This is a genomic window from Brucella sp. GW823-FHT04E01 (genome assembly GCF_058796175.1).
This window is the reverse complement of sequence record NZ_JBXAIK010000002.1, coordinates 132477-153643: the sequence shown is the minus strand read 5'-3', so window position 1 is coordinate 153643 and position 21167 is coordinate 132477. Positions and strand designations below refer to the sequence as shown.

Here is a 21167-nt window from a genome sequence, read left to right as displayed (position 1 = left end):
AACTCTCTGTCTGATCCGATAATTTCCAACCGAAAGACATGCTCGCAAATAATAGCAGAGCAAATGCAGGTTGGACGTGAAAATAGCATTATTGGGCCGTATGGTCGCGCCTGCTTTCCGACTGCCGGAACAGGGTTTTCCAAGTGTCAGTCAGCCATTTTCATTTTTACTAGAAGCCGCCAGGGTCGTCGCGTTGGCGGCGATGGTTCTGGCGCTCTGCTGGCAGACCACAGCATCCGCCGCTGATCTGGAAAAATACCTTCCCAAGGTTGAGGCAAGCGCGCTCTTCAAAGAGGCCGATGCTATCGGCAAGCCGCAGGGCGAGCCGCCAATCGCACCACTGATGAAGCGGGGTGAGGTAATCGGTTATGCTTATTTGAATTCTGATTTCACCAGTTCCATCGGTTATTCCGGCAAGCCTATCCATATTGTCGTCGGCATTGATACCAAAGGCGTCATACGCGGCATAAAACTGGTCGACCACAAAGAGCCGATCGTGCTGATCGGCATTCCCGAAGCGAAGGTTGTGGCTGCGCTGAACTCGCTGGTCGACAGTGACATGAGTGCTGTCGCGGCTGGCCAGAACAAGCCTCCGCAGGTGGAAATCGTCAGCGGTGCCACGGTTACTGTGCTCGTCATGGGAGACAGCGTCGTTCGTTCGGCCGTCGGGCTCGTTCGTAGTGGGCGGCTCGGTAATGCGCCTGTGCAGGTCGCCGCAGCCGATGCGCAGCGCACGGTTGATCTGGAGATCCGTGATGAGCAGGACTGGCAGGCACTGATCGGTGACGGTTCGGTCCGCAGCCTGAAACTGTCGGTTGGTGACGTTACACAGGCATTCCGTGACGCCAAACATGATCGTGCCGCCGAAAACCCCGAAACAACCAATCCCGAAGACGAATTCATCGAGCTTTATGTTGCGCCAGTATCGGTGCCATCGATCGGTATCAGCTTGCTTGGCAAGGATGGCTTCGAACGTTTGCAAAAGCGGCTGAAGCCAGGACGTCAGGCGATCCTGGTTGCGGGCGACGGAGCCTATTCTTTCAAGGGCTCCGGATATGTGCGCGGCGGTATCTTTGACCGCATCGAGTTGATGCAGGACGGGCAGGGCGTACGTTTCCGCGACAAGAACCATACCCGTATCGGCGATATCATGGCCGAAGGCGCACCGCGTCTGCGCGAGATAGCACTGTTCGAGGTGCCTGACGGGTTTGGCTTCGACGTGACAGAACCGTGGGATCTGCAGCTTCTGGTACAGCGCGGTTTCGGTGCGCGGGACAAGGCCAATATCAGTTACGATCTCGGCTACAGTTTGCCGGAAAAATATCTGGCGAAGCAGCCGGAACCAGCTCCCGCGCAGCCTGCAGCAACGACTGCAGATGCACCGCGTCAGCCGCAACCGGTCGGCGAAGCCAATGCAGCCGACATTCTGGGCGAGGGCAATCCGCTCTGGGTCCGGATGTGGGAGATGAATCGTGCCAATGTGGTCATCACCGCTTTTGCCATCACGGTTCTTGTCGGCATCTTCTTCTTCCAGAACAGTCTGGTTAGGCATCCGCGCTTCTTCACCTGGCTGCGGCGCAGCTATCTTCTGTTCATCCTTGTCTGGCTTGGTTTCTACAACAATGCACAATTGTCGGTCGTCAACGTCCTGACCTTCACCAACTCCCTGATTACCGGCTTTAACTGGGAATTTTTCCTGACATCGCCGCTGATCTTCATTCTGTGGGCATCGGTGGCGGCGGGGCTGCTGTTCTGGGGGCGTGGCCCCTTCTGCGGCTGGCTGTGCCCGTTTGGCGCCCTGCAAGAACTTACCAATAATCTCGCCCAATGGCTGAAGGTGCCGCAGGTCAAGCTTCCATGGGGACTGCACGAGCGTCTCTGGCCTCTCAAATACATGATCTTCCTCGGCCTGTTTGGGTTGTCGCTCTATTCGGTTGCGCTGGCAGAAGTGTTTGCAGAAGTCGAGCCGTTCAAGACCTCGATAATTCTCAAATTCGCACGTGAGTGGCCGTTCGTCATTTATGCGCTGACACTTCTGACTGCAGGCCTGTTCATCGAGCGCTTCTACTGCCGTTATATGTGCCCGCTCGGCGCGGCTCTTGCCATCCCCGGACGCATCCGCATGTTCGAATGGCTGAAACGTTGGCCGGAATGCGGTTCGCCCTGCCACCGTTGTGCCAAGGAATGCCCGGTCGAGGCGATCCATCCGGAGGGGCAGATCAATGTCAATGAATGCATTTACTGCATGCATTGTCAGGAACTCTATCACGACGACCAGCGCTGCCCGCACATGATCCAGGTGCGCGTGAAGCGTGAAAAATTCGCAGCCCGCAATGCCCCCCTCGTAGCGGCTGCCGAACGTGGCGGTGGACCGGCCAGACCCGTCATCTCAGTCAAAGGAAAACCGGTTGAAGGCGTTGCCGATACCGGTCCTGCTGTCTGACTTTTTTAAAGGAGAGAAGCATGTCTGAAGAAACCAAAAAAACGCAGCTTAGTCGAAGACAGCTGCTCGGCTCGTCAGCCTTTGTGGCTGCTGCCGGCGCAAGTGGTCTTGGTGGCGCGCTGTTTGCAGGTTCAACCGAACCGGCAATGGCTGCTGCCGGCGGTGCTGGCCACAGTGCAGAGGTGAAGCCCGGAGAACTGGACGAATATTACGTCTTCTTTTCCAGCGGTCAGAGCGGTGAGGTCCGTATTGTCGGCTTGCCATCAATGCGCGAACTGATGCGCATTCCAGTGTTCAATCGCGATAGTGCGACCGGCTGGGGCCAGACAAATGAAAGCCTTAAGGTGCTGACCGAAGGCCTTCTGCCGCAGGACCAAGAGTTCCTCAAGGATCGCGGTGGCATTTTCCTGAATGGTGACTTGCACCACCCGCACCCGTCCTTCACGGAAGGCACCTATGACGGGCGTTATCTCTATGCCAACGACAAGGCCAATACGCGTGTCTGCCGCATCCGTCTTGATGTGATGAAATGCGACAAGATCATTCAGCTCCCGAACCAGCACACCGTGCATGGTTTGCGCGTGCAGAAATATCCGAAAACCGGATATGTCTTCTGCAACGGTGAAGATCGCGCGCCGATCCCAAACGACGGCAGCAATCTGACCGATACCAAGCAATATCACGCGATCTTCACGGCCGTTGACGGCGAGACCATGAAGGTTGCCTGGCAGATCATGGTCGATGGTAATCTGGATAATGTCGACTGCGATTATCAGGGCAAATATGCTTTTGCCACCTGCTACAATTCGGAAGAGGGTACGACGCTCGCCGAAATGATGTCGAGCGAGCAGGACTGGATCGTCATCTTCAACCTGAAGCGTATCGAAGAGGCGGTTGCCAAGGGTGATTTCAAGGAAATCAACGGTGTGCCGGTCATCGATGGACGTCACGGTTCCAAATATACGCGTTACATTCCTGTGCCGAACAGCCCGCATGGCATCAACACTGCGCCAGACGGTATCCATGTGGTTGCCAACGGCAAGTTGTCGCCGACCGTTACCGTGTTCGACGTTCGCAAGTTCGATGAACTTTTCGACGACAAGATCAAGCCCCGCGATGCTGTGGTTGCGGAACCTGAACTCGGACTTGGGCCATTGCATACGGCTTATGATGGCAAGGGCAACGCCTATACAACGCTCTTCATCGACAGCCAGATCTGCAAATGGAATATCGAGGACGCCAAGCGAGCCTTCAAGGGTGAAAAGGTCGATCCGATCCGTCAGAAACTCGATGTGCATTATCAGCCCGGTCACAATCACACTTCCATGGGGCAAACCAAGGAAGCCGACGGTCAGTGGCTGATCTCGCTCAACAAGTTCTCCAAGGATCGCTATCTCAATGTCGGCCCGCTCAAGCCGGAAAATGACCAGCTCATCGATATTTCCGGTGAGAAGATGGTGATTGTCCATGACGGGCCAAGTTTTGCCGAACCGCACGATGCAACGATTGTTCATCGTTCCAAGATCAATCCCGTCAACTTCTGGAACCGTGAGGATCCATTCTTCGCCGATGCTGTCACTCAGGCGAAAGCCGATGGCCTCGACCTGATGGACGCCAATGAGGTGATCCGGGATGGCAACAAGGTGCGCGTTTATATGACGTCTGCCGCGCCAGCCTTCGGTCTCACCGAGTTCACCGTCCAGCAGGGCGATGAGGTGACGGTGTATGTCACCAATATCGACGAGATCGAAGATCTTACGCACGGCTTCGCCATCATCAATTACGGGGTCAACATGGAGATCGGACCACAGGCGACCGCGTCTGTCACCTTCACGGCCAACAAGCCGGGCGTGTGGTGGTATTACTGCTCGTGGTTCTGCCACGCCATGCACATGGAAATGAAGGGCCGGATGCTCGTGGAACCGAAGAAGGCCTGACTGCCATGAGGTTCCCCCGCCGGTTTCAGTCCTTCAGTGCCGCAATGCTGCTGACCGTCGTTCTTTGCGACGGTTTGCAGGCACGGCAGATCGATGTCGTAGCAGGCGAAGGCGTACAGGCGGCTATCGACAAAGCGGAGCCGGGCGATGTCGTCCGGCTTCTGAAAGGCAAGCACAATGGCGCGGTTACGATCGACCGCGCCATTGAACTGACTGGCGAACCAGGCGCCATTGTGGACGGACTTGGCTCGGGCAATGCCATAACGGTCAACGCACCGGACGCTATCGTGCGCGGGCTGGAAGTGCGCGGTTCGGGCGATAACATGCCCGACCTCAACTCCGGAATTCTCGTGGCCAAAACCGCCACGGGCGCACGCGTCGAGAACAATAGACTAATCAATAACCTCTACGGGATTTATTTGCACGGCGCCGCAAATTCCATCGCGAGCGGCAATGAGATCGTTGGCCGTCGAGGCGTGCGCATGGCCCAAACCGGTAGCGGCGTTTCCATCTGGAATGCGCCCGGCGCACAGGTTATCGGCAACGTCATTCGCTACGGGCGCGACGGCATCTATACCAATGCCAGCCGCAAGAATATCTTTCGCGACAATGTGATGGAGAATGTCAGGTTCGCCGTCCATTACATGTACACGGATGACAGTCAGGTCATCGGCAATGTTTCGCGCAACAATTCGGTTGGTTTCGCGATCATGTACACCAACCGTCTCAAGGTGCTGGACAACCTGTCTGACGGCGACCGGGATCATGGCTTGTTGCTCAATTATGCAAACAGTTCGGTCATTTCCGGTAATCGCGTGATCGGGCGCATGCAACCGATAGATCGCTGGCTTGATGCCGGTGTTCAGAAGGCTGAACACGGTCTTCCTGCGGACGACCAGACGGAAACCCAGACGGGCGAAACCTCGCGGCTCGGTCCGGAAAAATGCGTCTTCATTTACAATGCCAACAAGAACAAGTTCACCGAAAACAGTTTCGAGAACTGCAGCATAGGCATTCACTTTACTGCCGGTTCCGAGGGCAATGCCATGAGCGGCAACGCCTTCATCAACAACCGCAATCAGGTGAAATATGTCGGCACGCGCAACCTCGACTGGTCGGTCAAAGGGCGCGGCAATTACTGGAGCGATAATCCGGCCTTCGATCTCAATGGTGACGGTGTCGCAGATAGTCCTTACCGGCCCAATGATCTGATCGACAAGGTTTTGTGGACTGCGCCACAGGCAAAAATTCTCATCAATAGTCCGGCAATCGAGACAATCCGCTGGGCACAGACCCAGTTCCCGGCGCTTTTGCCGGGCGGTGTCGTCGATAGCTATCCCCTTATGAAGCCGCCGCATCCGGCCGATCCGGCGAAAGGAAAACCAAATGACTGAGACTGTCATTCTTGATCAGGTCACAAAGTCCTATGGCGGGTTCAATGCCATCAGCGATGCGAGTTTTCGCCTCCACGCTGGAGAAAGCATTGCGCTGGTCGGCCATAATGGTGCTGGAAAAACGACGATGATAAAGCTCATGCTCGGTCTGATCCGCCCGACCAAGGGCGCGGTTCGCGTGTTGGGCGAGGATCCAGCGACCGGTGCCTTTGCCGCCAGATTGCGGCTTGGCTATCTGCCTGAGCACGTCTCTTTCAATCTGGCGCTGACGGGAGCGGAAACGCTCGGCTTCTATGCGCGGCTCAAGAGAATGCCGGTTGCCCAAAATGTAGAGTTGCTGGAGCGCGTCGGCCTCGCCCATGCTGCGAACAGGCGGGTTGGCACCTATTCGAAGGGGATGCGCCAGCGACTGGGGCTTGCTCAGGCATTGCTCGGGCAACCGTCCGTTCTGTTGCTTGACGAGCCGACGACCGGTCTCGATCCCGCCTTGCGTCAGAGCTTCTATGAAGTCCTTGAAGAATTGCGGAGCAAAGGCACGACAATCCTCATGTCATCCCATGCCTTGACCGAACTGGAAACCAAGGTCGGGCGCGTCATCATCGCGAACAAGGGCAAGATCATTGCTGATGGCTCCATCGATGCGTTGCGCCGGATTTCACAATTACCGCTTCGCATACGGGTGCAAACGCCAGACGTCTCCCGGCTGCCTTCGACAACCGCCAATGCTGCATTGCGCTGGCATCGTCTCGGCCCGGATATCTTCGAAACGGAAGCTCCGACGGAAGGCAAGATGGCTCTTGTCCGTGAAATCGTGGCCATGAACGACAATCTCATGGAACTCGATCTCGTTCCGCCGACGCTGGACGAACTGTACGCCCACTTCCTCAATGCCGGGGAAGCGGCCCTCGCGGAGGCAGCGGAATGAACAATATTCTCATCATTGCTTCCAAGGAAATACAGGAAGGTCTGCGTAATCGCTGGGTTCTGGCTACCACCTTGCTGCTTGCGGCATTAGCCCTGAGCATGACTTTTCTCGGCAGCGCACCCACCGGGAGTTCGGTTGCCGCGAGCAAGCTGGACGTTGTGATCGTCAGCCTCTCCAGCTTGACTATCTTTCTCATCCCTCTCATTGCCCTTCTCATTTCGCATGACGCGATTGTCGGGGAAATGGAACGCGGTACGATGCTGCTGCTTCTGAGCTATCCGATAAGCCGGTTTCAGCTGGTTCTTGGAAAATTCATTGGTCAGCTTGCTATTCTGTCCTTCGCGACATTGCTCGGGTACGGCGCGGCGGCTGTGGCGCTGATCGTGACCGGGTCCGGCGTGGATGCTGGAAGCTGGCTGTCGCTGTTCAAACTTATTATCTCGTCGGTCCTGCTGGGAGCCGTGTTCATCGCCATCGGTTTTCTTGCAAGCACCTTGGTGCGGGAGCGGAGCACGGCAGCAGGTATCGCCATCGGCGTCTGGCTGTTCTTCGTGCTGATCTATGACGCAGCAGTTCTTGCTCTGCTGGTTTTCGATCAGGGCCGCATTGTTGGCGGTGGCATACTCAACGGTCTGCTTCTTCTCAATCCAGCCGACTCTTACCGGCTTCTCAATTTCGGTCTCGGACAGGCCGGATCTTTAACTGGCATGGGCGGAATAGCCGGTAACGCCACACTCTCGGCTCCAGCTCTGACGCTAGCGCTCGGCCTCTGGGTCATGCTGCCACTGTCCCTTTCCATGCTGGTTTTTTCGAGGAAAGAATTATGAAACGCGCTCTGTTTCTTGCCCCCCTGTTTCTGGTTCTGCTTGCAGGATGTTCTCCGGACGAAAAGAATGATGCCGTGATGGCTCCTTTTGCGCTGACGGAAAGCGCAATGGGCCGATATTGCGGAATGAATGTTCTGGAGCACCCCGGCCCCAAGGGGCAAATCATTCTAGAGCCGACAAACGAGGCAGTATGGTTCTCTTCCGCCCGTGATACGCTCGCCTTTACGATGCTGCCTGAGGAGCCGAAGGGGATCGCGGCGATCTACGTTTCAGATATGGCGAAAGCGCCAAGCTGGGAAGAGCCGGGAGCGGAAAACTGGGTCGACGCGCGCAAAGCCTTTTTCGTGATTGAAAGCGCTGCTGTAGGTGGAATGGGGGCACAGGAGGCCGTACCGTTTTCGACACGAGAAGCAGCGGAGAAGTTCGTTGCGGAAAAGGGCGGCCGTATTAGCACTTTTACCGAAATACCGGAGGATTACGTTCTCGGCGGTCAGTCGGTGCGGCCCTCCGATCATGGAGCCGAAAGCCATGCGCATTGAAGGTGGACAGCGTCTCAGTCGTCGGCTTGTACTTGCGGGTGGTGCGGCTGGAGTAGTGTTCTGGGCCATTCCAAAACACGCAGTTTCACTCGACCTTCCTGAGCCCATCATCTGGCGTGGCCAGGCGATGGGGGCACCTGCCAAGATCATACTCTATCATCCTGATCGTTCGACTGCCGAACGGTTGCTACGTGAATCTGCTCAAGAAGCGGAAAGGTTGGAGAACATCTTCAGCCTCTATCGCTCGGATTCAGAACTCACCAAACTTAATCGCAATGGGGCGCTGGCATCGCCTTCGCCTGATCTGGTCGAGGTATTGCGTATCTGCCATGAATGCTGGCAGGCCAGCGACGGCCTTTTCGATCCGACAGTACAGCCCCTTTGGAACTGTCTGAAAAAGCATTTCTCGCAAGAACGTCCTTCTCCCGACGGACCATCGCGACAGCTTTGGGACGAAGCGCTTGCAAAGGTAGGGTTCGGTCACGTTCTATTCGATGATAACCGCATTGCATTCTCCAAGCCATCTATGTCTCTGACTTTAAATGGTATTGCGCAGGGCTATGTCACCGATCGCGTGACGGCATTGTTGCAAAGGGCAGGGGTCGAACATGCACTGATCGATATGGGGGAGTATCGCGCTCTCGGTTCAAGAGCTGACGGCACGGCATGGCGCATTGGCATCGCCGATCTGGAAGCCGGAGCTGCTGCCGAAGAGTATATTGAGATTCGCAATCAGGCGCTCGCGACATCCAGCTTCACGGGCTTTCAGTTCGATGAGTCCGGACGGTTTAACCATTTGCTCAACCCAAAAACCGGATTTTCAGCGGCACTTTATCGCCGGGTGACTGTGCTTGCCCGTGATGCAGCGCGAGCCGATGCCTGGGCAACTGCGTTCAGCCTCATGGACAAGCATCAGATCGAAGCAGTTATCGGTAGCGAGCCGGATATGTCTGTGATTGCACAGACACGCTCTGGCGAACGAGTAGCCCTGGGCTCGTAGGATAATGGGCGGCGTTCGGCCTTGGGCGCGCTGCTAGACCGGGTTGAAGATGCTGTTCCCTTGGGCAGACGTTAGGTGGAATTGGCGAGCAAGATGGGCATTCTAGCCGAGCCGCCGAGATTTCAGAAAAAGGCCCTTGTTTGTCGTGCCCTGACTGTTCTTGAAGGCTTTATGGGGACATATTTGACAAACAATAAGAAACAGCCTGATTGTCGGTAACGCGCATTCAAGTCATCACCGGGGTGAATAAGGCATATACTAATTGGAACGCCGTGCGCAGGCCTTTTTACTGGGCGTTCTATGCCTCCGTTCACGACCGGAATAACTTCCCTAGCGCGGTTTCTCCTCCGGCTGCTGTTTCGGCGGTTAGGCCTATTGCGGTAGGCTGCCGGCCGATTGTATTTTACTGTTAACGGCTGCGTCTGCCCTTCATGAGCATGTAGGCCACTAAGGCCACCAGACCAACAGAAACCCACGCGGAGCGGTGCCTGGGACTTCTCGTGCGTATTGTACAACATGTTGGCCACGTTCACGTGCACCTTCGGCGAGAACATTTACAGCGTCTTTCGTTGATGCGAGCGCGTCATCAGTCGTGCTGGATAAAATGCTGAGATGATCTGACAGGCGGGAGGATAGGCTGCTGACCTCTCCGCGCAGTGCGTAGATCTGTTCGGAAAGCATGCTTTCGGTGGTCCATGCCATAAGATTCTCCTTTTAAATTATCGGACCGAAACGGCGAACAGTAAGGAGTTGTTCGAGTTTTTGCATATTATGCCTGGCCACTAAGCGGCCATTTCCCGGCAAGTCGCGGCACATAGATCACAAGAGGCGACACATTCGTCCATCCCGTCGAGTGCCTCGCAGCTCCTGGAGCAGGCCTCGCATATTTCAGCACAGGCTCGACATACCGCTTGGTGCAAAGGCGTCCGCAAGAGCATGATATGGGCGCAGCTCCTGCATATTTCGGCGCAAGTAAGCATGGTTCGAAAGTGCGTGGGTTCGACATGTTCCCCACCTTCTTCGAGGCAGTGTGTGGACGCCATTCCGATGCATGTCTGATAACAAGCTAAACATGCATCAATGCAGGCTTTCATCTCGTTATTGTTCATCATTCCTCCTCCCTACTGTTCCTTCCTAAGGAACGCATCGAAGCTATAACTGTTCCAAAGGAAGATTTCTTGGTGCTGACCGCCCGGTGGCGCTCTTGACTGGGGGCCAAGGTTTGATCTCGATACTTGCAACGAATTAAAGAGCAATTGACTCTTGATCAACAGTGCGAAGGCAAGCACGTCCAGACCAAACAGCCGCAGCACGGAAGCCGCAGTTTACCGCAAACTCTACGAGAGACATCCCGCAGGCAACGCTTACGTGCGCGACAACTGACCGCGGCATCCGTTGTGTGCCTATCGCTTGCAGCAAGAGGACGTCACATCGTCACGTCAGCTACGGTATGTACCCCGTGCGTAGATGGTCGGCATGGATAAGACTCACAATAGACAAGAAAGTGTGTTCGAGGCGCTTTTGGAGGCGCTGATCGAAGTAATCGGGCATGTTGATAGGGCTGAACCCTTCAGGATTATTGTACTGGGTTGATGATCCCAGTGGCGCGCGAAAGCGTAGAGCCGCTGGCGGCGGTGACATCGCCGGGGCTTGGTTTCTGCCAAGCATCAATCTCTGCTGCGTTTCCTAGATCAAGAGCCCTGGTCTGATGACGCCTTGATGTGGAGGGTCCTCAATTGTCATCGCCGACGCTCAATGAGGTCGGCATAGCAAATTAATTGTGGTGATTATCAAAAGCGTTAGAATGGCTATCAGCCCATTCGCTTCTGCCTGGAAATCCCAGAACTGAATTTGAAGAATGTCTATGGATTGCTTGAGCGCACCTTTCACCAAAAACAAAGGTGCTGCTTGCTGCGCAGTATGACTAAACCGCCTGACTATTCGTCGGCACGCACCTGTGCGTGCGAAATTAGTCCGAAGATGAACGTTCCTCCAACGACGTTCCCGAACAAAGTTGGGAGCCCGAACTTAAAGATGCTGTCAAACGGGGTGACTTCTCCAATCATAAGTAAAAACAGCACCTCAATTGAACCCACTACGATGTGCGTTAAATCGCCGATAGCTATGAGGTAGGTGATGAGAAATATTAATGCTATGTGCCCCTGCTTTGTACTGTGAAGCATCCAGACCAACGTAGCAATAAGCCAGCCTGACATTATTCCCTTACTGAATAGTTCATTGCTGCTGTTGGCCATAAGGTGCTTACCCATGTCAACAAACGTCCTGGTCACTTCGTCCGAGAAAATAGGCATGTTAACCATAACGAAGGCTGCAATTGCACCGCCAATCAAGTTCCCGAAGAGAACAATGGTCCACAACCTGATCATTTTCACGAAATGAGACAGCGTCGGCTCCGTCATAAATGGCAAGACAGGAGTGATCGTATTCTCCGTGAATAGCTGCTGATTGGCGATGATGACGATGATGAACCCGACCGTATATCCTGCGGAGCTCACAAGGAAGAAAAGATCGCTGTCTGGAAGGTAAGTCTCCAAAATTCCCCGAGCGATCATGGATGTGCTCATAGAAATTCCGCCTGCAATGGCTGACCAGAAAAGCGCCATTGCATCTCGGTTGATTTCCTTCTCACCATCACGTCGGATTAGCTCATGGATGGCGGCTGATTTGGATGGAAGCCTTTCCTTCAGCCCGTCTGCTGTCGGCTCCGTCTCTTCCGAACTGGACATCCTGATCCCCTGATTATTTTCGCTTTCGGCAAATAGTGCGCTTCAGATGTTTGTCGAGAGGACGGAACCCGAATGGTGGCGGTTCGTTTAGTCTGTCTTGGACAGGAGAAATGAATGCGTAAGTCGGTATTGTTCTTAATTTTAGCCGTTGCTGTGATCTTGGGATTTATCTTCGCAACACCTTATTATTATGGGGTGTCTCCTCAGAACAGCGGCGAACAAGGCTCTTCCGAGGTTCAATAGGCCCTTCTTTCGTAAGGTGCGGAGTGAAGATGTGAGGCAGTTCCATGATTTAAACTTGGAGTAGGAAAATGAAAAACTTAGTCATTTTTGCGCTACTACTGATTGCCCCGAATATAGCAGTTGCACAGGAATCCGGTATGCCGACACAGTCAGGCACGCAAGAACCGGAGGTGCCAGGCAATCCGCCACCGTCTCCTAATCAGCCGCCGTCTGACCCAGATGCGGTTCACGTTCCGCTAAATTCCGAGCCACAGAAGCAGGACCGCGTGAAAAAAGAGGAAGACGAATGCGCACCGGGAAAGGATGCAAAGACCTGCGTTGAGCGCCAGCGCGGGCGAAAATAGAGCGCTGTTTGGGTGGTCCAGTTGGGCCCAAATATGTTGCACCATTAAGGACTATTTCACCGGATGTGCTTTTATGCGTATCAGAATATTCTCATGGCGAAACACGCTGACGTGAAAAAATTACACCGAGAAGATCCAATTGAACAGTATGGGCTGAATGATGGGCCAAGAAGATGACCAGCAAGAAAACACTTAAAATCAGAAACTTATAGAAGCATATGGCGGAGAGGGTGGGATTCGAACCCACGGTGGAGTTACCCCCACGCCGCATTTCGAGCGCGGTATTGTGCCGGGATTAAAGGTTAGACCGAACTATACGAACGGCTGTGGAAAGATCCTCGGTAAAAGACATGGCAAAAGTGCCGGTAGTGCACAGGTACAGTGAAATGTATGACATATGGCAAAAGTGCCATTTTGGCGTATGCTGTAATTTTTTGAAGGCTTTGCTCTTTCAATATCTGCCAAAAGGATCGATTTCATCCCTTTTGAAAAGCTAGGTGTGATCGAGCTTTTTCTAGATAACTCTGATAACATCATGGATTCTTCAATTATCATTATAGATAGAATATTTATAATTACGCGTCGCTAAGCAATATCGGAACAATTGCGGCGTTCTCCGAGTTTGTCTCACGCAGCAAATCTATGTCTTCAACGAAACATAGGGGAGAGTGAGATGGGTGAGTTGTTGTTTTGGATTGTTCTGGTGGGACCGCCACTGCTTCTCGTAAGCGGCTTCGCATATGCACACTATCTGAAGCGTACCGGTGGTACCAGGCCAGGCGAAGATGGCGCTTAGCGGAAGCAGGGCCAAATCGATGGCACGCCGTGCAAACTGGAAAGGGCAGCTGAAAATTGATCAGCTTTTGTGCCCCGTTGCACTTTTCACCGCGGCATCAACGTCTGATCGTGTGTCATTCAATCTTATAAATCGCGAGACCGGAAACCGCCTCAACCGGGAATTTGTTGACGGTGACACGGGCAAATCGGTGCCGCGGGAAAATCAGGTCAAGGGTTATGAAGTGTCGTCGGGCACCTATTTGAGTTTCGACGAAGCGGAAATCGCCGCGGCCATTCCCGAAAGCGACAAGACGCTGAATGTCACCCGATTTGTCAAATGCGACGAAATCGACGATGTCTATCTCGACCGGCCATATTATCTTGCCCCAGTCGGCGACAGCGATGGTTTCGTACTCGTTCGCGAGGGTATGAAATCTGAAAATGTAGCTGCAATTGCCGAGACTGTCCTTTTCCGCCGCGCGCGACAAGTTCTGATCCGTGCCGACGATGATGGTCTCATAGCCACGACGCTCAATTTCGAATATGAGGTACGAGCGGCAGCGGAGGCATTTGCCGACTTGGGCACTTTCAAGTTCGATCAAGAAATGCTCGACCTGGCGCAGCATATTATCGACACCAAGATGGGCAGTTTCGACCCCGCAGGCTTCGATGACCGGTACGATGCAGCACTGGCAGATTTGATAAAGGCGAAGATTGAGGGGAAGCCGCTCAAGAAGCCGGCTGCGCCGAAGACTGCCGAGGTTATCGATCTCAAGGAGGCTCTTCGCAAGAGTGCAAACCTAGGTCGGGTCGGGCAGGCGGCGACCAAAGCAATAAAAGGCAAAGCCAAGTCCGGGGCGGCATCTGGAACAAAGTCTAGAAAAAAGGCTGGCTGATCATGGGACAGTCACTCGAAACCTATCGCAGGAAACGCGATTTTACCCTGACTAACGAGCCGCGCGGTAAGTCTTCGCGCACAAAACGCGAGCTCTTTGTCGTGCAAAAACATGATGCTCGCAGACTGCATTATGATTTTCGCCTTGAGATGGATGGCGTGCTGAAAAGTTGGGCGGTGACGCGAGGTCCAAGCCTTGTTCCTGGCGAAAAGCGACTGGCCGTGCATGTGGAGGACCATCCGCTTGAATATGCGGACTTCGAAGGCACGATCCCTAAAGGCGAGTACGGTGGTGGTACAGTTATCGTCTGGGATACAGGGCGTTGGAAATCCACTGCTGATGCACATCAGCAATACAAGAAAGGGCATCTTGAGTTCGAGCTCACAGGGGAAAAACTCAAAGGTCGCTGGCATTTGATCCGGATGCACGGAAAGCCAGACGAGAAGCGAGAGAATTGGCTCCTCATCAAGGGGGAGGACGAATTTTCCAGAAATCCTGGTGAACCTGACATTCTTGTAGAGATGCCGAAATCGGTAAAAACCGGCCGCGCCATCGCCGATGTCGAACACGAAGCGCCAGGATGGTCATCGAAAACTGGTTCGATCAACAAAAAGTCGAACGCTCAAGGGGATGGTGGGGGCGCAAATATCAAAAATGCGAAGAAGCGACCGATGCCGAGTTTCGTCAAACCTGAGCTCGCTACGCTCGTATCAGTTGCTCCAGATGGAAACCGCTGGCTTCACGAGATCAAGTTCGACGGTTATCGCATCCAGGCTCATATTGCGGGGGGCAAGGTCGCCCTTTATTCGCGTGGGGGACTGGATTGGACTGAAAAATTTGGCCAGCAGATTGCCAGAGATCTTGTTGGTACGAGCGTGAACGAAGCCATATTTGATGGGGAGATCGTTGTCGAAAGCCAGTCGGGACTGTCTGACTTTTCAGCTTTGCAAGAGGATCTAAGGGAGGGACGTTCTGATCGATTCGTTTATTACCTCTTCGATCTACTGCATGTTGATGGCAAAGACCTTCGCCAGACGCCTCTGGTTGAGCGCAAAACGTTGCTCGAAAAATTAATTTCTGCATCATCGTCAACACTTCGCTTCAGCGAGGCCTTTGATGCCGATGGGGCTGCGGTACTGAAGAATGCCTGCGGACTTGGCCTTGAGGGCATTGTGTCGAAGCTCAGGGAGGCATCTTATAGAAGCGGTCGCAGCAACGATTGGCGTAAGTCGAAATGCATTGGACGACAGGAATTCGTCATTGCAGGCTATGTTCCGTCGACGGTAACGCGAGCGGCAATCGGTTCGCTCCTTTTGGGTGTACAGGATAAGAAGGGGCTGGTTCCCGTAGGCCGGGTGGGAACAGGCTTTTCGGTCAGGATTGCAAAAGAACTTTACAAACGGCTGCAAGCCATGCGGCAGGGAGGGAGCCCATTCGCCGTGCCGCTGACGGCAGATGAAAGGCGCGGAGCCAAGTTCGTTACGCCGCTGCTGGTAGCGGAAATCGAATTTCGTGCCTGGACTGCCGATAAGCGATTGCGTCACGCGTCCTTCAGGGGGGTACGAGACGATAAGGCTGCCAAGGACGTCATATGGGAGAAGCAAACCATGTCACCCCGTATTTCCAGTAAAGGCCCCGAGGAGATCGACGTGAAGCTCACACATCCCGACCGGGTTTACTGGCCGGGCGAAGGTGTCACAAAACAGGGTCTCGCAGATTATTATTCCGCTATCTGGTCCAGCATCGAACCTTTCATCGTCAACCGCCCCCTGGCATTGTTACGCTGCCCAACCGGAATTGACGGAGAACACTTCTTTCAAAAGCACGCGTGGAAGGGGTTGAATGAACATATTATCGAAGTTCAAGATCCAGAGAACAAGGAAGAGGAGCCTTATATCAGCATTCGGGACTTCAACGGGCTGATCGGTCTGGTGCAAGCCGCGACGCTGGAAATTCACCCCTGGGGTTCTACGCTCAAAAATTGGGAGCTACCGGATACGTTGACAATGGATCTCGATCCGGGTGAGGGCGTTCCATGGTCGCGCGTGATCGAAGCCGCAATCGAGACCAAGGAACGTCTGGAAAAACTCGGATTGAAGACGTTTGTTAAAACGTCCGGTGGCAAGGGACTACATGTGGTCGCGCCATTGAAGCCGAAGGTCGACTGGGACGCCCTCAAGAGCTTTACAAAGGCTATTGCCGACCAGATGGCTGCAGACAGTCCTGATCGCTATGTTTCGACGATTTCCAAGGCCAAGCGCAAAGGCAAAATTCTTATTGATTATCTGCGCAATCAGCGCGGCATGACTGCTGTAGCACCCTATTCGCCGCGGGCACGTCCTGGTGCTGCAGTTTCCATGCCGCTTGGGTGGGAGGAAGTGACGTCAGCAATAGGCCCCGCCCATTTTACTATTGTCAACACGCCGAACCGGCTGGCCGCATTGAATAGCGATCCCTGGCAGGATTTTCGCAACGCGGAAACGCCGCTGCCTAAGCTGAAGAAATAGGCAGAACTCTTCGCATCAGCTTTTTGTATTTTCACCGGCAAGGCTTTTTCGTAGGGCATCCATGATGTTGATAACATTGCCTTCGGTTTCAGGTGCCGTCTTGCGCGGCTTCGATACCGATGCCGTTTTCTTTTTTTTCTTTGCAGCAATCATCGACTGAAGGTTCTTCTGCATTGGGTCCTGAAGAAAATCGGGTTTCCAATCTTCTGTCTTGCCCTTGATGAGCCTGCGGACCATGGAAAGAAGCTTCTTGTCGGGTTTGCTATCTTCAATAGTGGAAAAGTAGTCGGTGGCATTCCGCACTTCATCGCCGAAACGCAACGTCCACAAAACAATTCCGCGACCGCGCGGTTCGAGAAGCACTGCTCTTTCGCGTCGGTACATGACAAGCCGGGCCAGACCGAAGACTGCGCTTTTAACCATTGCCTCCCGGATGACGGAAAAGGCTTCTTGGCCCACCTTGTCGGAAGGCGCGAGATAATGCGGCTTGTCGTACCAGATCCAGCCGATACTGTCCCGCGGTACGAACTTGTCGATGTCTATAGTTCTTGTGCTCTCAAGCGCCACAGCCTCCAGCTCATCCTCTTCAAGAATGACATAACTTCCGTCACCTTTATCGAACCCTTTGACCTCGTCATCATCCGGCACTGGCTTGTGCGTAACCGAATCCACGTATCGGCTGATCACTCGGTTGCCGGTCTCAACATTCAGGGTGTGGAAGCGCACTTTCTCGCTTTCGCTGGTCGCAGGTGTCAGCTCCACTGCACAGGTGACGAGCGAGAGTTTGAGATAGCCTTTCCAGAAAGCGTGGGGCACGAACTGATCCTCCGGAAGAACAGGATAACCTGTTTGAAGCCCGATAGTTCCCGATTAGATTTTTTCCGTCTGGGAACCTGTTGTGGTTTGTAGTGGTTATTCGGCAAGGAAAGTACGACTGGGGTTGCAAATTGCTTAAAAAGTCTTCCGCTGTTCCGCTGCTACAAAACAATGCTGCTCATGAGTTGGTCCATGTCAGCGACACCGCGCCGGGAATTAGGCGCCTGCGTTGTGGAGCCAGGTTTCGTTATGTTCGGTTTGACAAAAAGGCGATTTCAGTCGCGGATCGAAACAGGATTGCTAAGCTTGCCATTCCGCCTGCTTGGAACGATGTCTGGATATGTTGCGATCAGCGCGGACATATACAGGCAACCGGGCGTGATACGCGCGGAAGAAAGCAATATCGTTATCACTCCGCGTGGATGGCGATGCAGGAGGAAACCAAATTTTCAAGTCTGCCAGATTTCGCCGGTGCACTCAGCCGACTGCGCAAAGTGGTCGATATCGATATGCGGCGACGCTCGCTCTGTCGTGAAAAGGTCGTTGCGACCGTCATCTGGCTGATGGATCGACTATTGCTGCGGGTCGGAAATCCAGATTATGCACGCGACAACAAGAGCTTTGGGGTCACTACGCTTCGCAATCGGCATTTGCGGGATGAGCGTGGCGGATTGCGGCTCGCATTTACTGGCAAATCGGGCAAAATGTGGAGTCTCAAGCTTTCCGATAAACGAATTGCGCGTATCATACGCTCCATACAGGAACTGCCTGGGCAGCAGTTATTTCAATATATTGACGGGGCGGGTGATCGCTGTCCCGTCTCCTCTCAGGATATAAATGACTATCTGCGAGTGACTATGCGGTCCGATTTCACGTCGAAGCATTTTCGAACTTGGGCTGCAACGGCAACTGCCCTTGAGTTGCTACGCTGTCTCGATTTGCCTGACAGTGACAGGGCGCAAAAGCAAAGGCTTAATAGCGCAATCGATAAGGTTGCGCACATGCTCGGCAATACAAGAACGGTATGCCGGCAGTCTTACATACATCCTGCCATCCCCGAACACTGGCTGGCCGGAAAACTTGGCTCGCAGATCGATGCCGCTGGAGCTATCCGGCTAGTTGCGCCCGAACTTAGCGATGCCGAGCGTCGCACTTTGAAATGGCTACTTTTCATCGATGCGGAAAAGAGCTGACCAACGGATGACGACGGCTGTTGACGGTTCGCGATCTCGCAACACGATGCGGTTATGGATTGGCAGGCACAGAACGCCATTGGTCATCATGATGCTCGATCAACATGTTTTAGGTTAGCGGAAAGACTTAATTAACTGCTTTTAACAGTAGGTGGCGAAATGTCGGCTCTCGATCTGGTTGTGACATTAATACTACAGACATATTTCATTCATGAGTTATCTTTTAAATAACGAAATAACCTTAGGCTTATTAGGTCACGGAGAAATGCCATGAAAATTAATTCTCTTCTTTTGGCGTCAACTGTTGCTCTTATTGCTACAACGGGTGCGAAAGCTGCTGACGCTATCGTTGAGGAGCCTGCGCCGGTAATCGTTGCTGAACCTATTTTTAGCTGGACTGGCGCTTATATTGGTGGGCAGATCGGCTACGGGTGGGGAAAATCGGAATTCGAAGATGCTTTCCGTGTGAAACCGGACGGTTTTCTCGGTGGTCTTTATGCCGGTTATAACTTTGATGTCGGCAATAACTTCATTCTCGGTGTCGACGGCGATATCACCTATAATAATCTAAAGGACAACTACAGCGCTACTGACGGAGATATTGCTGGTGACCTTGAGAGCAAGTTGCGGTGGTCGGGTGCTGTTCGCGCACGGGCCGGTGTCGCATTTGATCGCTTCATGCCCTATATCGCGGGCGGTGTTGCATTCGGTAGTGTGAAAAACACGCTTTCAGCAACGGACGGTGTGGATGAAATCAGCGTATCGCAAAGCAAAACCTATACTGGCTGGACGGCCGGTGCGGGTGTGGACTACGCTGCTACTGACAACCTCATTCTGCGCCTTGAATATCGCTACACTGATTATGGTAAGAAGGACTTTGATTTTGGCACGGATGTAAGTGTCGAAGACAAGTTCAAAACACATGACGTTCGTTTAGGTGTAGCTTACAAGTTTTGACAAGCATTATCTCAGAGATATGAAAAGGCGGTCCACGAGGTCGCCTTTTTGTTGCGAAGTCTCATGAGTAACATTCGCCTGGCATTTACGCTTTGAATCCAATATGTTTTTCCTTGGTCGCCTTTGAATCTTCCGCATACCGGTATGGAAAAATTTATGGATAGTGCAGTGCTTTTCTTGCATGCGCGTGGACAGTCGGCCGATGAAATCCGGATGTTGGATTGGAACAGCAATCCAATCGGAAAGCCAGAAAACTGGCCCACCTCTCTGATAACCGCGGTTCAGATGATGCTGGCTTCGCATTTCCCAAAGGCCATTATCTGGGGACCGGAATTCACCACGATTTATAACGATGCCTTCCGACAGATTCTCGGTGAGAAAGAGAACTGCATGGGAGCTTCATTCCGCGATATTTGGGCCGAGGCTTGGGATGAAATTCAACCGATGGTCCAGAAGGCCTATGCGGGTGAAGCCATCTTCATTGAAGACTTTCCCTTGGTCATCGATCGGCACGGATACCCCGAGCAATGTTATTTTACCTTCTGCTATAGCCCGATTTATAATGAACGGGGACAAATAGCCGGCATGATGGATACTGTCATCGAGACCACGACAAAGGTTGAAGCGGAAAAACATGCTCGCATACTGAATGCCGAACTCGCTCATCGGATCAAAAATACCTTTAGCATAGTAGCGGCGATTGCTAGTCAGACTTTCAATAACAATGCTGATGAAGAAGTGATCAACACCTTTACCAGACGCCTGTTTGCACTCGGAAATGCACACGATGTGTTACGATTGGGCAAAAGCTCCGAAGGTTCGCTTCGTCAGATTGTGAGCGGAATAACAAACGCGCTGGCGGTGGCGGATCGCGTACAGATAAGCGGACCGGATGTGCTGATCGGCCCTAAAGGAGCTTCAACGCTGTCGCTTCTAATTCACGAACTGACCACCAATGCGATCAAATATGGCGCTCTTTCAAACAATGAGGGTCATGTGCTGTTGGAAGTAGCTGTGTCAAAAAAACAGGATGATGCAGTTTTCTCGTTGCGTTGGGCTGAATTTGGCGGGCCACCTGTTATCGCGCCAACTAAGACCGGGTTTGGTTCCAAGCTCATAAAAATGGGACTGTTAGGCGCCGGTGAGGTTGACGCTGACTATGGAACCGAAGGGTTTGTTGCGAAATTCTCTGCCCCTCTTCGCCAGTTGCAGGGTGAAGGTCGTCTTTTTGACTCTACTTAGTTGGCTCAGGAATGCTTAATTCTAATCCCCCGCGTCATGAGCTTTATTATACGGCTGACAGATGGGTATCTGACGTGTTTAGGTCGCTTTGAGATGGATCCTGAAAGGTCATGCTCAGCCAAAGAGTTAAGCCAGAATTCTTGACATCGAAGCGGCATTTCGAAAGCAAGTCTTGCGTCTTCGGTACTCCCAATGTCGTGCGTGCATAAAAGGCAGACCGTGATAGCGACGCTGAGACTATCTAGTTTGAACCTATTCCATTGAGACAGCAATATATTCTCGGCATCTGCGACTGTTCTCACCGTCTGCGTGAAGCCGTCCGCAATTTTAATGACCAAAGCGTCATCCCGGTGTACCATTTTCCATGGCGAGCTTATAAT

At 53.2% G+C, this 21167-nt stretch carries 17 protein-coding genes; 14 read left to right on the top strand and 3 right to left on the bottom strand.

Annotated elements, in window-relative coordinates; genetic code table 11:
- Positions 1-202: 202 nt before the first annotated feature.
- The 7 genes from AC1RHM_RS06195 to AC1RHM_RS06165 are packed head-to-tail and all read left to right on the top strand — an operon-like array spanning position 203 to position 9065.
- On the top strand, positions 203-2443 hold the full coding sequence (locus AC1RHM_RS06195) for a regulatory protein NosR (RefSeq protein WP_036588276.1): 2241 nt from the start codon (positions 203-205) through the stop codon (positions 2441-2443).
- Between the two features lie 20 nt (positions 2444-2463).
- The gene (gene nosZ / locus AC1RHM_RS06190) at positions 2464-4380 is read left to right on the top strand and encodes a TAT-dependent nitrous-oxide reductase (RefSeq protein WP_036588251.1); all 1917 of its coding nucleotides are present in this window, start codon (positions 2464-2466) and stop codon (positions 4378-4380) included.
- A 5-nt stretch (positions 4381-4385) separates the two neighbouring features.
- Positions 4386-5774, top strand: coding sequence for a nitrous oxide reductase family maturation protein NosD (locus AC1RHM_RS06185; RefSeq protein ID WP_166942349.1), 1389 nt, complete (start codon positions 4386-4388; stop codon positions 5772-5774).
- Positions 5767-6699 (top strand): ABC transporter ATP-binding protein, encoded by a 933-nt coding sequence (locus AC1RHM_RS06180; protein WP_036588257.1) that lies wholly within the window; start codon positions 5767-5769, stop codon positions 6697-6699. The genes AC1RHM_RS06185 and AC1RHM_RS06180 overlap by 8 nt, the downstream gene beginning before the upstream one ends.
- Positions 6696-7526, top strand: coding sequence for a DUF2705 family protein (locus tag AC1RHM_RS06175; RefSeq protein ID WP_151665139.1), 831 nt, complete (start codon positions 6696-6698; stop codon positions 7524-7526). The genes AC1RHM_RS06180 and AC1RHM_RS06175 overlap by 4 nt, the downstream gene beginning before the upstream one ends.
- The gene (locus tag AC1RHM_RS06170) at positions 7523-8065 is read left to right on the top strand and encodes a nitrous oxide reductase accessory protein NosL (RefSeq protein ID WP_166942347.1); all 543 of its coding nucleotides are present in this window, start codon (positions 7523-7525) and stop codon (positions 8063-8065) included. Before AC1RHM_RS06175 ends, AC1RHM_RS06170 begins: the two co-directional genes overlap by 4 nt.
- Positions 8055-9065 (top strand): FAD:protein FMN transferase, encoded by a 1011-nt coding sequence (locus tag AC1RHM_RS06165; protein ID WP_151665138.1) that lies wholly within the window; start codon positions 8055-8057, stop codon positions 9063-9065. Before AC1RHM_RS06170 ends, AC1RHM_RS06165 begins: the two co-directional genes overlap by 11 nt.
- Positions 9066-9847: 782 nt before the next feature.
- Here AC1RHM_RS06165 and AC1RHM_RS06160 read toward each other — a convergent pair.
- Both AC1RHM_RS06160 and AC1RHM_RS06155 read right to left on the bottom strand, forming a co-directional pair.
- Positions 9848-10174: a four-helix bundle copper-binding protein gene (locus tag AC1RHM_RS06160; RefSeq protein WP_080692090.1), complete on the bottom strand. Its 327-nt coding sequence runs from the start codon at positions 10172-10174 to the stop codon at positions 9848-9850.
- Between the two features lie 828 nt (positions 10175-11002).
- A complete protein-coding gene (locus tag AC1RHM_RS06155; RefSeq protein ID WP_043061980.1) occupies positions 11003-11812 on the bottom strand; it encodes a formate/nitrite transporter family protein in 810 nt (269 codons plus the stop codon).
- Between the two features lie 114 nt (positions 11813-11926).
- Here AC1RHM_RS06155 and AC1RHM_RS06150 point away from each other — a divergent pair, with 114 nt between their 5' ends.
- The 4 genes from AC1RHM_RS06150 (at position 11927) to ligD (ending at position 16579) form a co-directional block, all read left to right on the top strand.
- On the top strand, positions 11927-12055 hold the full coding sequence (locus AC1RHM_RS06150) for a hypothetical protein (RefSeq protein ID WP_255354098.1): 129 nt from the start codon (positions 11927-11929) through the stop codon (positions 12053-12055).
- A 68-nt stretch (positions 12056-12123) separates the two neighbouring features.
- Positions 12124-12399 (top strand): hypothetical protein, encoded by a 276-nt coding sequence (locus AC1RHM_RS06145; protein ID WP_036588070.1) that lies wholly within the window; start codon positions 12124-12126, stop codon positions 12397-12399.
- Between the two features lie 815 nt (positions 12400-13214).
- A complete protein-coding gene (ku, locus tag AC1RHM_RS06140) occupies positions 13215-14072 on the top strand; it encodes a non-homologous end joining protein Ku (RefSeq protein ID WP_036588067.1) in 858 nt (285 codons plus the stop codon).
- A gap of 2 nt (positions 14073-14074) precedes the next feature.
- A complete protein-coding gene (gene ligD, locus AC1RHM_RS06135) occupies positions 14075-16579 on the top strand; it encodes a DNA ligase D (protein ID WP_166942344.1) in 2505 nt (834 codons plus the stop codon).
- A gap of 15 nt (positions 16580-16594) precedes the next feature.
- Here the strand turns inward: ligD and ku (AC1RHM_RS06130) are convergent, their stop codons facing one another.
- Positions 16595-17395, bottom strand: coding sequence for a non-homologous end joining protein Ku (gene ku, locus AC1RHM_RS06130; RefSeq protein ID WP_166942341.1), 801 nt, complete (start codon positions 17393-17395; stop codon positions 16595-16597).
- Positions 17396-17475: 80 nt separating this feature from the next.
- Between ku (AC1RHM_RS06130) and AC1RHM_RS06125 the strand changes: the two genes are divergently transcribed.
- From AC1RHM_RS06125 to AC1RHM_RS06115, 3 genes are all read left to right on the top strand, one after another.
- Complete coding sequence (locus AC1RHM_RS06125) at positions 17476-18588, top strand: DNA topoisomerase IB (protein WP_264811583.1); 1113 nt, start codon at positions 17476-17478, stop codon at positions 18586-18588.
- A gap of 270 nt (positions 18589-18858) precedes the next feature.
- Positions 18859-19545, top strand: a complete 687-nt coding sequence (locus AC1RHM_RS06120) for an outer membrane protein (RefSeq protein ID WP_166942338.1) — start codon at positions 18859-18861, stop codon at positions 19543-19545.
- 156 nt (positions 19546-19701) lie between these two features.
- The gene (locus AC1RHM_RS06115; RefSeq protein WP_318283834.1) at positions 19702-20787 is read left to right on the top strand and encodes a PAS domain-containing sensor histidine kinase; all 1086 of its coding nucleotides are present in this window, start codon (positions 19702-19704) and stop codon (positions 20785-20787) included.
- The last annotated feature ends 380 nt before the right edge of the window (positions 20788-21167 follow it).

What these genes read in the sequence shown, in the direction of transcription:
- AC1RHM_RS06165 (WP_151665138.1), top strand. Translation starts at nt 8,055, where the DNA reads ATGCGCATTGAAGGTGGACAGCGTCTCAGTCGTCGGCTTGTACTTGCG.
- AC1RHM_RS06180 (WP_036588257.1), top strand. Translation starts at nt 5,767, where the DNA reads ATGACTGAGACTGTCATTCTTGATCAGGTCACAAAGTCCTATGGCGGG.
- AC1RHM_RS06185 (WP_166942349.1), top strand. Translation starts at nt 4,386, where the DNA reads ATGAGGTTCCCCCGCCGGTTTCAGTCCTTCAGTGCCGCAATGCTGCTG.
- AC1RHM_RS06145 (WP_036588070.1), top strand. Translation starts at nt 12,124, where the DNA reads ATGAAAAACTTAGTCATTTTTGCGCTACTACTGATTGCCCCGAATATA.
- AC1RHM_RS06120 (WP_166942338.1), top strand. Translation starts at nt 18,859, where the DNA reads ATGAAAATTAATTCTCTTCTTTTGGCGTCAACTGTTGCTCTTATTGCT.
- AC1RHM_RS06115 (WP_318283834.1), top strand. Translation starts at nt 19,702, where the DNA reads ATGGATAGTGCAGTGCTTTTCTTGCATGCGCGTGGACAGTCGGCCGAT.
- AC1RHM_RS06175 (WP_151665139.1), top strand. Translation starts at nt 6,696, where the DNA reads ATGAACAATATTCTCATCATTGCTTCCAAGGAAATACAGGAAGGTCTG.
- nosZ (WP_036588251.1), top strand. Translation starts at nt 2,464, where the DNA reads ATGTCTGAAGAAACCAAAAAAACGCAGCTTAGTCGAAGACAGCTGCTC.
- AC1RHM_RS06150 (WP_255354098.1), top strand. Translation starts at nt 11,927, where the DNA reads ATGCGTAAGTCGGTATTGTTCTTAATTTTAGCCGTTGCTGTGATCTTG.
- AC1RHM_RS06155 (WP_043061980.1), bottom strand. Translation starts at nt 11,812, where the DNA reads ATGTCCAGTTCGGAAGAGACGGAGCCGACAGCAGACGGGCTGAAGGAA.
- AC1RHM_RS06160 (WP_080692090.1), bottom strand. Translation starts at nt 10,174, where the DNA reads ATGAACAATAACGAGATGAAAGCCTGCATTGATGCATGTTTAGCTTGT.
- ku (WP_036588067.1), top strand. Translation starts at nt 13,215, where the DNA reads ATGGCACGCCGTGCAAACTGGAAAGGGCAGCTGAAAATTGATCAGCTT.
- ligD (WP_166942344.1), top strand. Translation starts at nt 14,075, where the DNA reads ATGGGACAGTCACTCGAAACCTATCGCAGGAAACGCGATTTTACCCTG.
- AC1RHM_RS06195 (WP_036588276.1), top strand. Translation starts at nt 203, where the DNA reads ATGGTTCTGGCGCTCTGCTGGCAGACCACAGCATCCGCCGCTGATCTG.
- AC1RHM_RS06170 (WP_166942347.1), top strand. Translation starts at nt 7,523, where the DNA reads ATGAAACGCGCTCTGTTTCTTGCCCCCCTGTTTCTGGTTCTGCTTGCA.